Source organism: Moritella sp., assembly GCF_033791185.1.
Taxonomy (GTDB): Bacteria; Pseudomonadota; Gammaproteobacteria; order Enterobacterales; family Moritellaceae; genus Moritella.
The window spans coordinates 13,222-27,436 of record NZ_JASJHF010000147.1 but is presented as its reverse complement, the minus strand read 5'-3'; the positions used below and the strand labels follow the sequence as shown (position 1 = coordinate 27,436).

The following is a 14,215-nucleotide window of genomic DNA, read 5'->3' as shown; positions in this document are numbered from 1 at the left end:
TTGGTTTCCTTTTGATAAATCTATTTTATTTATTGGTGTTGTTAGCATCTTGATCTGCAACCATTACCGATTTTAAGCTGATTGATTTCCACAGATAGAAGCTTGCCGGTAAAACTAATAAGGTCAGTATGACCGCAGATACCATGCCACCAATCATAGGTGCGGCAATACGTTGCATAACTTGTGAGCCGGTACCATCACCATACATAATTGGAATTAAGCCGATGATCACGGTTGCTACTGTCATCATGATGGGGCGCACGCGTAATCCCGCGCCATCCATTACCGCTTGTTGTAACTTGGCTTTGGTTAAATTACCTGCCGTTTGTACGCTGGCTAGTGATTGGTTTAAATATACCAGCATGATCACGCCAATTTCGACCGCGACCCCGGCAAGGGCAATAAAGCCAACCCCGACGGCGATGGAAAAATTGTAGTTGAGTAAATACAACAACCAGATACCGCCAATCATGGCTAAGGGCAGGGTGGCTAAGATCAGGAGTACTTCACCCACGCGTCTAAAGGCGAGGTAAAGTAATAATACGATGATCGCCAGTGTGGCAGGGATCACCACTGATAAGGTTTCTTTAGCGCGTTGCATATATTCATATTGCCCTGACCATGTCAGTGAATAACCCGCGGGTAATACTAACTGTTCGGCAACGGCTTGCTGAGCATCTGCCACGTATGAACCAAGATCGCGGCCTTCGATATCAACGTAAATCCAGCCATTGGGACGGGCATTTTCGGTTTTAATCATCGGTGCACCGTCTTCTACATAGATATTGGCTACATCACTTAGGGCGATCCTTGCACCTTGTTGGGTGATTATTGGCAATAATTTCATTTGCTCAATACTGTCGCGATAAGACTGTGGGTAGCGGACATTGACTGGATAACGTTCTAATCCTTCAATGGTTTGAGTGACATTAACACCACCGACTGCGGTGGATATCACGCCTTGTACATCCGCAATATTCAGTCCGTAGCGAGCCGCTTTTTCACGTTTGATATCAATTTTTACATAACGTCCGCCAGCTACCCGCTCTGCATAAGCAGATGCGGTGCCGGGAACATCCTGTAATATGGTTTCGATTTGTTTACCGATTTTTTCAATCTCAACCAGTTTTTCGCCTGCCACTTTGATGCCTATGGGGGTTTTGATCCCTGTCGCTAACATATCAATACGGGTCTTAATTGGCATCACCCAAGCATTGGTGAGTCCGGGGAATTGCACTAACTTATCCAACTCTTGACGTAAACCCTCAGAAGTCATCCCTTCACGCCACTGGGCTTTTGGCTTTAAGGTGATGAAGGTTTCAATCATGGTTAATGGCGCTGCATCAGTGGCGGTTTCGGCGCGACCAGCTTTACCCCATACCCGTTCAACTTCGGGTAAAGTTTTAATCAACTTATTGGTTTGTTGTAATAATTCTCGCGCTTTACCTATGCTAATACCGGGGTAAGTGGTCGGCATATACATCAGGTCACCCTCATCCAACGGTGGAATAAATTCACTGCCGATCTTATTGACGGGATAAAAACCGACCGCGACTAGGCCTATCACGATGCAAAGTAGCAGTACCGGTGCTCTGAGACTGAGTGCTAATACAGGACGGTATAAGGCGATCAAACCACGGTTGATGGGATTTTTCTGCTCAGGTAATACTTTACCGCGAATGAAGTAGCCCATTAGTACTGGTACTAACGTCACCGCTAGTCCTGCCGATGCCGCCATCGCATAGGTTTTAGTAAACGCCAGTGGGGCAAACATTTTACCCTCTTGGCCTTCTAGTACGAATACCGGTACAAAGCTAAAGGTAATGATCAGTAACGAAAAGAATAATGCCGGTCCAACTTCTGCTGCCGCTTTACTGATCACTTGCCAACGGTTGTCATCTGTTAACGGGGTTTTCTCTATGTGTTTATGGACATTCTCAACCATCACAATAGCACCATCAACCATGGCACCAATCGCAATGGCGATACCACCGAGTGACATGATATTAGCATTGATACCTTGCCACGACATCACAATGAAAGCGACCAAAATACCAATAGGCAAACTGACTAACACCACTAATGAGCTGCGAATGTGGAAGAGGAATAAAGCGCACACTACGATCACCACCAAAAATTCTTCCAGTAATTTCTGGTAAAGATTTTCGACCGCATTATCGATTAATGTTGAACGATCATAAGTGGGCACTATCTCCACGCCTGCTGGCAGTGAGGCTTGTAATATTTGCAGTTTTTGTTTGACCGCGCTAATGACTTCTCGGGCATTTTCATTGTAGCGCATGACAATAATGCCACCCACCACTTCACCTTTACCGTCGAGTTCGGAAACGCCACGGCGCATTTGTGGACCAAGGACAATATCCGCGACATCACCTAATAATAACGGCGTGCCGGTATTACTTAGCTTTAAGGGAATATTTTTTAAATCAGCAATTGAGTTAATATAACCATTGGCACGTACCATGTATTCGGCTTCGGCCATTTCAATGACACTCGCGCCTGCTTCTTGATTACCTTGTTTAATGGCGTTAGTGATTAATGATAACGGTATTTGGTAACTGCGTAATTTATCTGGGTTCACGGTGATTTGATATTGCTTGACCATGCCGCCGACAGTGGCCACTTCTGACACACCTGCAACAGTTTGCAATTCATATTTTAAAAACCAATCCTGGATACTGCGCAGTTGGCTTAAATCGTGATTACCGCTGGTATCGGTTAGTGCATATGAATATACCCAGCCTACACCCGTGGCATCAGGTCCCAATGCTGGTTTTGCGGTACTCGGTAGATTGGGCGTCACTTGTGATAAATATTCTAATACTCGTGAACGCGCCCAGTACATGTCAGTACCATCAGCAAAGATAATGTAAACATACGAGTCACCAAAAAAGAGTAACCACGTACTGTTTTTGCCCCTGGGACTGACAGCATGGCAGTAGTCAGTGGGTAGGTAACTTGATCTTCAACCACTTGTGGCGCTTGGCCTGGGTAGCTAGTTTTAATGATTACTTGCACATCGGACAGATCGGGGATTGCATCAATGGGGGTGTTTTTGAGCACAACACTACCGTAAATAAGCACGACTAGGGTGGCGAGTAAGACCATGATCCTATTGTCTATCGACCATGTAATTATTTTTTTGATCATTACAGCGCCCCCTCATCATCAAAGTCTAACCAAGATAAATCATCTTCTGAATTGGCTTGGTTTGATTGCGGCACCACATCTGTATTCATGTCCATCTTACTATGCTCCATTTGCATCATGTCATCGTGGTTCATATTGCTATGGTCCATTGCCATGTTTGCTTTTGACTGGCTTTCTGGTGCGCCGAGACGACTAAAATCGGCGGTTAAACTTGATTCTGAATCCAGCAGGAACTGCGCACTCGTTACCACGTTATCACCGTCATTAAGTCCCGCTAATACCTCTACATACCCTGCAGCTTCTCTGCCGATGGTTACCTTAATTGATTGATATTGGCCGTTGCCTTTAGCCAGTACTACCCGATCAAAAGAGCCAGAACGGATCACTGCTTCACGTGGTATCTGGAGTGAATTTTGTTGTTGTTGACTGCTTAGTGTTAATGTCGCAAACATGTTTGGTTTTAATGTTTGATCGGTATTCACTATTCTTATTCGGGCTTTTAGGGTGCGAGTTGCGGTATTTAATTCTGGATAAATATAATCAACTTCACCTTGCCAAGCTTGGCCGGGAAAGCTGTCTATTTGTATTTGTGCTTTATCGCCAATCTGCACTAAGTTAGCTTGCGATTCAAAAATCTCGGCTTGCAGCCATATCTCGGTTAATTGTCCCGCTTCGATAATCTGAGTCGCCGGGGTTATATAGGCACCTTCACGGATAGCCAACTTCGTTATATAGCCTGATTCTGGTGCCGATATGGTGACATTTTGGATGGTTTTTTTATTGCTAACGAGTTGGTCAATTTGTGCTTGGTTAATCCCTAGGGCTGATAAACGCTGGGTTGTTGAAGCGATTAAGGTTTTATTGCCAATGCGTAAAGTATTGAGTAGCTCTTCCTGGGCTTTAATCAATTCGGGTGAATATAAGGTTAATAATGGCTGACCTTTAGTGACGAACTCGCCAGTGTTATTGATGTAAAGCTTGTCTACCCAACCAGAGACTCGGCTGTTGATTTGCCACAGTGTATCTTGATTAAACTCCAGCATACCGACAGTATTTATTTGGTTGGCGAAAGGACGGCGTTGGGTGGCTTGGGTTCGTACCCCTAAATTATTTTCTACTCGTGATGAGATAGTCACTAAGCCAGCATCACTTTCTGTTGAGGCATCTTCATATACAGCCACTAAATCCATCCCCATTGGTGACTTCCCGGGTTGGTCACGGCGGTAGTTCGCATCCATAGGCGCAACCCAATACAGTGGTTTTTGATTTTTTGCACTAGCAGTGGGCTCTGCATAAACAGGGACAAGATCCATCCCCATTGGTGATTTCCCTGGGGTATCACGGCGGTAATTGGCATCCATAGGTGCTACCCAATAAAGTATTTGTGGTTCTGCGCTGGTTACATTGCTGGCTGTTTGTGTCACGAACCAAGCACCGGCGGCAATACCGAGCGCTAATGTCATTGAGCTGGTAAGTAATGTTTTCATGTCGACCTCTATAATGCTTGGAAATAACGAATGCGGGCTAAAGTTTTTAAATTTTGAAAGCGTAGTTGCTGATATTCAAGCGACAGTGCTTGCTCATCCATTAAGGATTTGATGACTTGTTCAAAATCATTGGTATTGGCTTGATAACCTTGTCTTGCGGCTTCACTATTTGAGTGTGCTTGGACGAGAAGGGTGTCTTGGTAGCGCTGCATTCTAGCGGTGGTATTGTTGAAGTTGGCGATAGCGCCATTTAATATGCCATTGAATTTAATCAGTAGTAGATCTTTTTCAGCTTGTTTCATTCCTTTACCTTGAGTCGCAGCAATGACGACTTGGTCTTGGCGATTATGGGTAAATAAGGGGATGTTGAGAGTAACCGAACCACTGAGCAAATCACTGCGACTCGAACCAGTATTCATGTCTATTGCGTCGCGGTGACCATAACCAATGTCAACTTTAAATGCCGGTTTATAAGATTCATTGGCGGTAGCAATATTGTTCTGCGCTACATCAATGGCTTGTTGTGCGGCTAAAACCTGTGGGTGATTGGCGAGTAAGGCATAATGAGAGATACTTTTTTGCTTCGAGTATTCAACACTTTGTGGCCAAGTGGGCTGTTGCGGATCAAGCTCATCAAATGCTTGTGGACCAACCCAAGTAACCAGTTGTCCACGTAATGCTTGCTCTTGCTGCGCAAAGGCGGCAATTTTGTCATCAAATTTAGCCAGTTCCAACTCCGCTTTAATTAAATCTTGATTCTGGCGATAGCCTAATTCAAATTCACGGTAAAGATTACTCACATGTTGGCTAAACAACTGCTTATTTTTAGTCAATATGGTTTGCGCTATGTTGGTAAAACGAATATCAAACCATAATTCTCGGATTTTAAGTTGCAATTCTAACTGGCGGTTTTCTGCTAGTTGTCGACTTTGTTGAGTCTGTAAGGTAAAACTTTTGGCATTTAACGCCAGCGTATCACCGCGTGAAAATTGTTGTGATAGACCAAGACTAAATTGGGTCATGGGATCATCGGACAATGACAGACTATCAATCGGTACATTGGCTAATCCGAGCTTAATCATTGGGTCGGCAAGTTGTGATTGACTGATTGCTTGGGCTTGAAAGCTTGCTTGCTGCGCTTGATATAAGCCTGCCGATGGATCGCGTTGTAGCGCAATATCTTCGGCAACAGATAGCGTTAGTTGCTGGGCATTGGCATTTACGGTCAGTAATGCTAATAGCCCCAAATAAATTTTGGATGGCATTGTATTTCCTTAATTAATTGATTTAAAAGTTATTTAAAAGTTATTTAAATCAGCTAATTAAAGGAGGTCGATAGAGGTTATCTGGATATTTTATTAAGAGGTTTTTTGATTCTTTACGGACGGCGTTACTTTGTTTATGGCTGTCTATGATCAGTTTATGGGTATGAATAAAAGAGACGACGCTGATGCTAGTACAGTCGTTACAGGCATCGGTTTTACAACAATTAGAATGATTATTTTCGTTTATTGAATCGATTGGATCTAGGCAATGGCTAGTTTCAGTCATTGCAACTGTCATATGCTTTTGGCTTGCAGACATTGCTTGCATATCACAAGAGATATTTGCGGGCATAGTATGTTTGCTCATTGCCTGAAGCGGTAATGAGAATGTGTTGATTAAGATTAATAAAATCAATAATACTATACGCATGAAAAGTTCGACATCAGCAGTAAATAAAAATGAATAGGCTAGAGATGGTAATCGTTACCTTAGGGGGAAGGTCAAGCATTGAGATTATAATTTCGGACACTAAATTTTAGGTATAAAAAAACCTCGATAAACGAGGTTTTTTTATTTATTCTTATAAGAAAGTGGTGGGCTGTGAAGGATTTGAACCTTCGACCAATTGATTAAAAGTCAACTGCTCTACCAACTGAGCTAACAGCCCCCGTAGTCTTTCTTTTTATAGTTATGTCTTATGACATACACCACAATAGTGGTGGGTCCTACTGGGCTTGAACCAGTGACCCTCGCCTTGTAAGGGCGATGCTCTCCCAACTGAGCTAAGGACCCACATTATTTTTTAGCGATAGTTGTGGCTATCGTTTTAACTGGTTGCGGGAGCAGGATTTGAACCTACGACCTTCGGGTTATGAGCCCGACGAGCTACCAAACTGCTCCATCCCGCGACAATGCTGTGTAATAAAGAAAGTGGTGGGCTGTGAAGGATTTGAACCTTCGACCAATTGATTAAAAGTCAACTGCTCTACCAACTGAGCTAACAGCCCCCGAATTCTTTCTTCATAGTAAATCCCGTTACTTATCTTATAAAAGATATAACCAGATTTAATATATGGTGGGTCCTACTGGGCTTGAACCAGTGACCCTCGCCTTGTAAGGGCGATGCTCTCCCAACTGAGCTAAGGACCCCATACTTTCGATTAATTTTGGTGACGTTGTTTTAATGCAGCGCCCCTAATCGAGGTGGCAGATATTATCCAGATCTAAATGTTTATGCAACCCCTAAATCAATTATTTTATTTAAATTGTTTAGGGGCGATCTTTTTTACTTCTTTTTGTTTATAAAATGCACGCAATTGGATTGTGCCAGCCGAAATTTTAATATTAGATAACAAATTTACGAACTGCCACAATAATTATAATGTAACGATCTATATGATTTTAATCGACCCTCAGCCTAATCCATATTAATAATGTGACTATTTTGGCGCTATAAGTTTACCATTATCTAGAAAACTGTTAGCATCATCACACTTCAATGCCCACCATATAAGCGACTTTTGAGTGCTTAAAAGTCAATTAATAGTAAGCATAGTTTTCTCTCATGTAAGGTTTTATTTTGCAGAATAAAATTGCTGAACTGAAACAGAAAGCTAAGTTGTTTAATCAGCTTAGACTAGATCGCGCCTTGTCCATAATGGATGATAATGGCCGTGAAGTGACAGCTATTTTACCTCTATTATTGCATTGTAATCACCCTAACCTACCTGTTTATCTTGATACTGAGGTGCCATATGGTATCTGTTTATTTACCCCCGATGAGCAACAGCAAGACTATTTAACCGCCTTAAATGTCGAATTAGTTGATGATAAATGTATCACTTGCTCGCCGATATATAGTTTATATGCCATGGGCAGTACCGGATCTATCGGTCAGAATTGGCGTAGCGATCTCGATATTTGGGTTTGTCATGATCCAAGCATGAGTGCTGAGCAAGCTGATTTATTAGAGCAGAAGTGCACGTTAATAACCGCGTGGGCTGAAACCTATAATATTGAAGTTAATTTCTTTCTGATTGCCGAAGATAAATTTCGAAAAGTAAACAATGCGGTGATGACAAAAGAAAGTTGTGGCAGTGCCCAACACTTTCTTTTGTTAGATGAGTTTTATCGTAGCGCTTTACTGATCGCGGGTAAGCCAAGTCTGTGGCATATTTTACCGGTTGAGTTTGACAATAATTATGATGATTACGTTGATAAACTCGTCGCTGATGGTGTACTTGATCGTAAAGAATGGGTTGATTTAGGTGGTTTTCCACGTATTCCTGCTGAAGAGTATTTTGGTTCTGCATTATGGCAGCTGTATAAAGGTATTGATTCTCCTTATAAAGCGGTATTGAAAACCTTATTAATGGAAGCTTACTCGGCTGAATACCCAAATAACCGCTTGTTATCGCAAATAATGAAAGAAAATTTTCAATTGGCGTCTTCACAACAATTGGAATTGTCGCACGATACTTATTATCAGATCTTAGTCAAAGTAACCGCTTATCTCGAAAAAATTGGCGATAAGGCACGCGTTGATCTATTGCGTCGCTGTTTTTACTTAAAGATGTTCAGTGGGAATTGCGCGGACGAAAAATTGGTACGTCCAGAATGGCATCGCATTGCTGTTGCTGAGGTTATCAGTGAATGGAACTGGCATCCTGATCGTATTGCCCATCTTGATAATCGTGATAATTGGAAAATTGAACAGGTACAAGAAGCGCATCCCGAATTACTTGATGCCATGATGAAGGGTTACCGAAACTTGATTGGTTTTGCGCGCCGCAATAATATTAGTGAATCCATTAATCCTGCCGATATTGGTATTCTCTCGCGTAAGTTATACGCCGCGTTTGAATCCTTGCCCGGCAAAGTGACTTATATTAATCCACAGATCTCTCCGGACCTATCCGAACAACAACTTAGTTTTGTGCAAGTTCCGGACGGTCGTTTTAATAATTCAGGTTGGTATTTATATAACTCGTCATTAGAGCCTATGCAGATTGTTGGTCGTAAGCCTTTAGAGCACAACGGTTATCTGAGTAAGTTGGTGGCATGGAGTTATTTTAATGGATTAATGGTGGATAGCACTCGAGTTGATATTTTCAATCAAAATTCAGATATGAATATCGATGTATTGAATTCATTCTGCAAAGATTTAAAAAATAAATTTCCGATCAATGCCAAACCCGCTTCTAATCAAGCATTGAGCCGCCCATGTGAAATCCGTGATTTATCAATTTTTCTAAACTTAGAACACGATCCGACTAATCATTGGGGTGGTCGAATTATTGAGTTTGATACCAATACCAGTGATGTATTTTCATTTGGTGATTGTAAAGCTTGCTTAGTGGGTAGTATTGATCTGATTTACCGTAATTCTTGGAATGAAGTGCGCACCCTGCATTTTTCTGGTGAAGAACGTATTGTTGATGCATTAACGACGATCATGGGAAAAATGCATCAAGACGCAAGGGAACCCGATTCGATTAAAGTATTCTGTTATAGCCTACATTTTCGCGGTTTGATCCGTCATAGCTTTGAACGTCTGGTGCGTGATTGTATTAGTACTCGATTACAGCGTGATAAAGGGCAAATAGTTAAAATGCTGGCCATTAGTGATGAACGTTTTGGTATTTATTTCGAACGTCGTGGTGTGTCTATTCGTAAAGTTGAAACGTCATTAGATCTGTATCACCATATTTCTGAGCGTAAACTTGAACAAATGCCGCTACGAATAGATAAAACTACCACTGCTGAAGGTACGCCTTTAGCGGTTGAATCGCATTCATCAGAAGGTTTAGTACAATTCTTTTTTGAGAATTATAAAAATGGTTTCAACGTTTATATCGTTGACGAAGCCAATCGTGTGGAAACCTATCAGCATTTAAGTGGCAATAAAGATGAGCTGATTAAAGGTGTGCACCGTTTCTATACCAACTCTCAAGAAGAGTCACGTAATGAAGGTACATTTGCCAATTTCAATTTACCGCAATTTTACGACATCGTACATTCTGAGAATAAAGAATTAGAAGTAATTCCTTATGTATCGACGAAATAATCGCTCTTTTTTATTCTAAGTTGTCATCTCTTTAGTATATTTTCATCAAACGACAAATTTCATTTTCAATCTCGGGTTTTAGTGTGTAAGAGATTGCCCATTAAGTTTGTGCGACTATCCTTGTCAATTATTGTGGTTGTATTCTTTTTTAGTCATGTGATACACCTTGCCTTTGATTTTAAGTTGTTGATATTAATGCGATGCATTTATTTTGTGACCTAGATCTTGTATTTTTTATGCAAAAAAATCGATTTATGCATTGCAGCAAAATGGGATATCTCTATAGTAGGTATCCGTAAGGACGCAAACGTAGTTGGTAAGGATTACTAACTAGATATGGATTATCGAATAGGATTTACCACAGGATGTGGCCGCAAGGAAAAGTCTTCAGGATGAAGATGCGATGGACACTCAAAGGATATGAGTATAAAGGACACCTCCAGGATGGAGAGGAAATAAATCGGAGTGATTTATTGTACCAGGATGGTAATAAAAAATACCCGATGGATTGGGAGTTAAACCTAAAGGAAATTAGGTCAGTCAATTTGCAGGGAGCAAAATTAGTTCAAGGATTGGGCTACGTGACTATTTAAGGACGGCATTTATGCCGTCCTTTTCTTTTATCTGCTGTTTTATTTTTTCTCTTCAATTTTCTTTTCTCACTTGAGTACGCTGCTTTTTCACCCCTTTTTTATCGGTAATTGCTTATTTATTATCATGCCCAATAGCAGCCCCAGAGGTTACTTGTGTTAACCGTTACTGAAGATTCGACTGCCATGTAATTATATCCATTTTATCTTCTTAGTCGTCTCATTATCCCTCTTAAAATAGCAATTATAATCAAGTGCTTTTATTTCAAAATAGCACAGTAATAGTGCTAGATCTGATGGCTATATTGGTAGTAATCTGATGTTAATTCGAGCAAGGAACAACATAATGAAAACGACCGATAGCACATTTATTGAAGCCGACTTTGTAGATCAAGATTTAGAATCAATGATCTTTACTCGCTGTACATTTCACCGTTGTGATTTTAATCATGCGCAATTAACTGATGCAGAGTTTATTGATTGTAAATTTATTGAACGTGGCGATATTCGCGGTTGCCGTTTTGATTATGCGGATTTAAAAGGCGCGAGTTTTAAAAATTGTGATTTAAGCATGGGTCTGTTTATTGGCGCTGAATGTTTTGGTATTGAATTTCGCGGTTGTAATTTAAAGGGGGTCGATTTTAGCCGTGCCAGTTTTGCTAATTATATAACCCAAAAAATCTTCTTTTGCTCTGCCTATATAACGCAATGTAATTTGAGTTATGCCAACCTGGCTGAGGCGCGGCTCGAAAAATGTGAGTTATATGAAAATCGCTGGACAGGCTGTAATTTATTGGGGGCTTCATTACAGGGTTCTGACTTGAGTCGCGGTGAATTTTCACAAGAGAGTTGGTCGCAGTTTAATTTACAGCAGTGTAATTTAAGTCATGTCGATGTTACTGGTTTGGATCCAAGACGGGTAAACTTACAAGGTGTGCGTATTTGCAGTTGGCAGCAGGAACAACTATTAGTGCCTTTGGGATTAATTATTCAGGGTGATTAATAAGGCCAAGTGATCAAGATCACAGATTAACTGCTGCTGATTTACACAATACAAACGGTGAGTTTATCCGCTGAAATTGGCGTGTAAGAGATCGACTATTCACGTTGGGGGACATCGTACTTATATTGAGGTGTGATCCTAGACGATGAAGAAGTTTACGTCGCTAATTATGATGCCTAAAGCCTATTCTCACGGCATTTATAGCGATCTACGCTGATTTTTTAGTGTTATAGCACTAATTTAATTTGTTTTTGGTTGCGATTAATTATTTTTAGATTTGTTATATTTGTTCCCAGAGAAGCAGGAAGCTCATCAGGATGATGACTTGGCTCTCTACTGAAACCGCAAGGATGGGGTGGATGACAAGGATAGCACTCACGGATTTAGAGTGAATGAAGGACACCTCCAGGACGGAGACGAGAAACAGGTTAGGATGACTTGTTAGGCTAGGATTGCCAAAGGAACAACTCAAAGGATTGGGGAAAAGTAAATCACCTAATGGATTAGGTAAAATGTCTAAGTGCAGGGAGCACAATAAGTTCAAGGATATGAGCTATTACGACAACGTAAAAGGGCTGCACTAGTTACTAGTGCAGCCCTTTTCTTTGTCTAAAATTTACTTAGCATATAATTTATAGCGATCAAATCTATCAGCTAAATCATACCAATCACGACTAATTACGTGATTGGCATTCACTTCGCGTTAGAAACTAACGTCTTCACCGCCCTGATTTTTAACCGCGTCGGTCAATACTACGGATAAAGACTGCTGCGTGCGGTTATCAATCCATACATCATTAATAAATTCGAAATGATGACCGTTGGCTTTTGTTGCTACCCACAGCTGATGTAATGGCGCTTGTTTGTTTAAAATAATCTGTGAGCCATCACGGCAGTATAAAGTCAAAATGCTGTTGCTGTTTTCATAATCGAGTTCAACATCACTGTCATCAATGATCTCTTCAAAGCTTATTAATAGTTCATCTACCTGTTGGTGGAATTCTGAATCAGTCATTTTTTATTAATCCTATTGCTTTTAATTTTGTCAGTGCGATTATAAGGGATAGAATTAATTTATCATTGAGTCGGTTATGAGCCAAGTAAGAAAAACAACATTTATTACATTAGCCTTGTTATTTAGTGCTAGCTTGTTGAGTGGTTGTGGTATTTCAGGTCCTTTATATGCACCTGGAACTGGACCTGATGCGGCGAAAGCCAAGCCAAAACAGGTAACAACACAGGCAGCGACAAGTGTTGATAACAATACCGCAAGTGAGACGCCAAACGCTGCAGCAGAATAAACAAACATTGTTGCATGATGGACAATGAATGGATGTGTTTACGAATTAAAGAAAAGGAATAGAGCATTGGATTATTTTAATTATCAGGATGATGGCCAGTTATTTGCAGAGCAGTGTGCGATTGCAGACGTTGCAGAAAAATTTGGTACGCCAACGTACGTATATAGCCGAGCGACAATTGAGCGTCATTGGCATGCATTTAATGATGCGGCTGGTGAGCACCCGCATTTGGTTTGTTATGCGGTAAAGGCTAATTCGAATATTGCAGTGCTTAACGTGATGGCGCGTTTAGGTTCAGGTTTTGACATTGTTTCTGCTGGTGAGTTGTTACGGGTAATTGCTGCCGGCGGTGACCCAAGCAAAATTGTATTTTCGGGTGTCGGTAAAACGGTCGCAGAAATCAATTTAGCACTCGATCATCATATTCATTGCTTCAATGTTGAATCGATGCCTGAACTCGAACGTATTAACGACGTTGCGGTGAACCGTGGGGTGCAGGCGCCCGTGTCTATTCGTGTGAACCCTAATATTGATGCCGGTACGCATCCTTACATTTCTACAGGGCTGAAAGAAAATAAATTTGGTATCGATATTGATCTTGCTGAAGGTGTTTACCAAGCTGCCAGCAAAATGCCGGGGATTAAATTAAAAGGTGTTGATTGTCATATTGGTTCTCAGCTGACTGAACTGTCACCTTTTTTAGAAGCCGTAGATAAGCTTTTGGTATTAATAGATAAACTTTCATCACAAGGTATTATACTTGCACACCTTGATGTCGGGGGGGGATTAGGTGTGCCTTATGAAGGCGAAACACCACCGCTGCCTGCTGAATATGCACAAGCATTAAAAGATAAGTTAGCGGGTCGTAAACTGGCGCTTATTTTTGAACCTGGTCGTGCGATCATGGCCAATGCTGGTATTTTGGTGAGTAAAGTTGAGTATATTAAACTTACTGAACATAAAAACTTTGCTATCGTCGATGCGGCAATGAACGATCTTATTCGTCCGGCGTTATACAGTGCGTGGCAAGCCATTGCGCCAGTGAATAAATCATTAGTGCGTGAATCTCGAAACTACGACGTGGTCGGCCCTATTTGTGAGACCGGTGATTTCTTAGGTAAGAACCGTGATTTAGCTATCGCCATGGATGATTATATTGTTGTTCGCTCTGCGGGTGCATATGGCTCAACCATGAGTTCTAACTATAATTCGCGTAGTCGCCCTGCTGAAGTGATGGTTGATGGTGATGTGGCGCATTTAATTCGCCGCCGAGAAGAGCTTGCAGAAATCTGGAAAGACGAAGCAATTTTACCTACCGCATAAAATTTTAT

7 protein-coding genes, 5 tRNA genes and 1 pseudogene are annotated in these 14,215 nt (G+C 41.3%); 4 read left to right on the top strand and 9 right to left on the bottom strand.

Features of this window, described 5'->3' with window-relative positions:
- Positions 1–25: 25 nt before the first annotated feature.
- The 8 genes and pseudogenes from QNK26_RS08765 to QNK26_RS08730 form a co-directional block, all read right to left on the bottom strand.
- A pseudogene (locus QNK26_RS08765) lies at positions 26–3,171 on the bottom strand (efflux RND transporter permease subunit).
- Positions 3,171–4,658 carry an efflux RND transporter periplasmic adaptor subunit gene (locus QNK26_RS08760; protein ID WP_319222281.1) on the bottom strand — a complete coding sequence of 496 codons (1,488 nt, stop codon included), beginning with the start codon at positions 4,656–4,658 and terminating at the stop codon, positions 3,171–3,173. Before QNK26_RS08760 ends, QNK26_RS08765 begins: the two are co-directional and overlap by 1 nt.
- 8 nt (positions 4,659–4,666) lie before the next feature.
- Positions 4,667–5,923: a TolC family protein gene (locus QNK26_RS08755; RefSeq protein ID WP_319222279.1), complete on the bottom strand. Its 1,257-nt coding sequence runs from the start codon at positions 5,921–5,923 to the stop codon at positions 4,667–4,669.
- 592 nt (positions 5,924–6,515) lie between these two features.
- Positions 6,516–6,591 (bottom strand) — tRNA-Lys (locus QNK26_RS08750).
- Between the two features lie 49 nt (positions 6,592–6,640).
- Positions 6,641–6,716: transfer RNA gene (locus QNK26_RS08745), tRNA-Val, on the bottom strand.
- A 39-nt stretch (positions 6,717–6,755) separates the two neighbouring features.
- A tRNA-Met gene (locus tag QNK26_RS08740) sits at positions 6,756–6,832 on the bottom strand.
- A 23-nt stretch (positions 6,833–6,855) separates the two neighbouring features.
- Positions 6,856–6,931: transfer RNA gene (locus QNK26_RS08735), tRNA-Lys, on the bottom strand.
- Positions 6,932–6,997: 66 nt separating this feature from the next.
- Positions 6,998–7,073: transfer RNA gene (locus QNK26_RS08730), tRNA-Val, on the bottom strand.
- A 430-nt stretch (positions 7,074–7,503) separates the two neighbouring features.
- Here QNK26_RS08730 and QNK26_RS08725 point away from each other — a divergent pair.
- Together QNK26_RS08725 and QNK26_RS08720 are read left to right on the top strand one after the other, a co-directional pair.
- Positions 7,504–9,990 carry a class I adenylate cyclase gene (locus tag QNK26_RS08725; RefSeq protein ID WP_319222278.1) on the top strand — a complete coding sequence of 829 codons (2,487 nt, stop codon included), beginning with the start codon at positions 7,504–7,506 and terminating at the stop codon, positions 9,988–9,990.
- A 936-nt stretch (positions 9,991–10,926) separates the two neighbouring features.
- A complete protein-coding gene (locus QNK26_RS08720; RefSeq protein ID WP_319222277.1) occupies positions 10,927–11,583 on the top strand; it encodes a Qnr family pentapeptide repeat protein in 657 nt (218 codons plus the stop codon).
- Between the two features lie 703 nt (positions 11,584–12,286).
- On the opposite strand, the gene cyaY is transcribed toward QNK26_RS08720, so the two are convergent.
- On the bottom strand, positions 12,287–12,598 hold the full coding sequence (gene cyaY / locus QNK26_RS08715) for an iron donor protein CyaY (protein WP_319222276.1): 312 nt from the start codon (positions 12,596–12,598) through the stop codon (positions 12,287–12,289).
- 76 nt (positions 12,599–12,674) lie between these two features.
- On the opposite strand from cyaY, the gene lptM reads away from it, so the two are divergent.
- Together lptM and lysA are read left to right on the top strand one after the other, a co-directional pair.
- Complete coding sequence (lptM, locus tag QNK26_RS08710) at positions 12,675–12,884, top strand: LPS translocon maturation chaperone LptM (RefSeq protein WP_319222275.1); 210 nt, start codon at positions 12,675–12,677, stop codon at positions 12,882–12,884.
- A 66-nt stretch (positions 12,885–12,950) separates the two neighbouring features.
- On the top strand, positions 12,951–14,207 hold the full coding sequence (gene lysA / locus QNK26_RS08705) for a diaminopimelate decarboxylase (protein WP_319222274.1): 1,257 nt from the start codon (positions 12,951–12,953) through the stop codon (positions 14,205–14,207).
- The last annotated feature ends 8 nt before the right edge of the window (positions 14,208–14,215 follow it).

What these genes read in the sequence shown, in the direction of transcription:
- lptM (WP_319222275.1), top strand. Translation starts at nt 12,675, where the DNA reads ATGAGCCAAGTAAGAAAAACAACATTTATTACATTAGCCTTGTTATTT.
- QNK26_RS08755 (WP_319222279.1), bottom strand. Translation starts at nt 5,923, where the DNA reads ATGCCATCCAAAATTTATTTGGGGCTATTAGCATTACTGACCGTAAAT.
- QNK26_RS08720 (WP_319222277.1), top strand. Translation starts at nt 10,927, where the DNA reads ATGAAAACGACCGATAGCACATTTATTGAAGCCGACTTTGTAGATCAA.
- QNK26_RS08760 (WP_319222281.1), bottom strand. Translation starts at nt 4,658, where the DNA reads ATGAAAACATTACTTACCAGCTCAATGACATTAGCGCTCGGTATTGCC.
- cyaY (WP_319222276.1), bottom strand. Translation starts at nt 12,598, where the DNA reads ATGACTGATTCAGAATTCCACCAACAGGTAGATGAACTATTAATAAGC.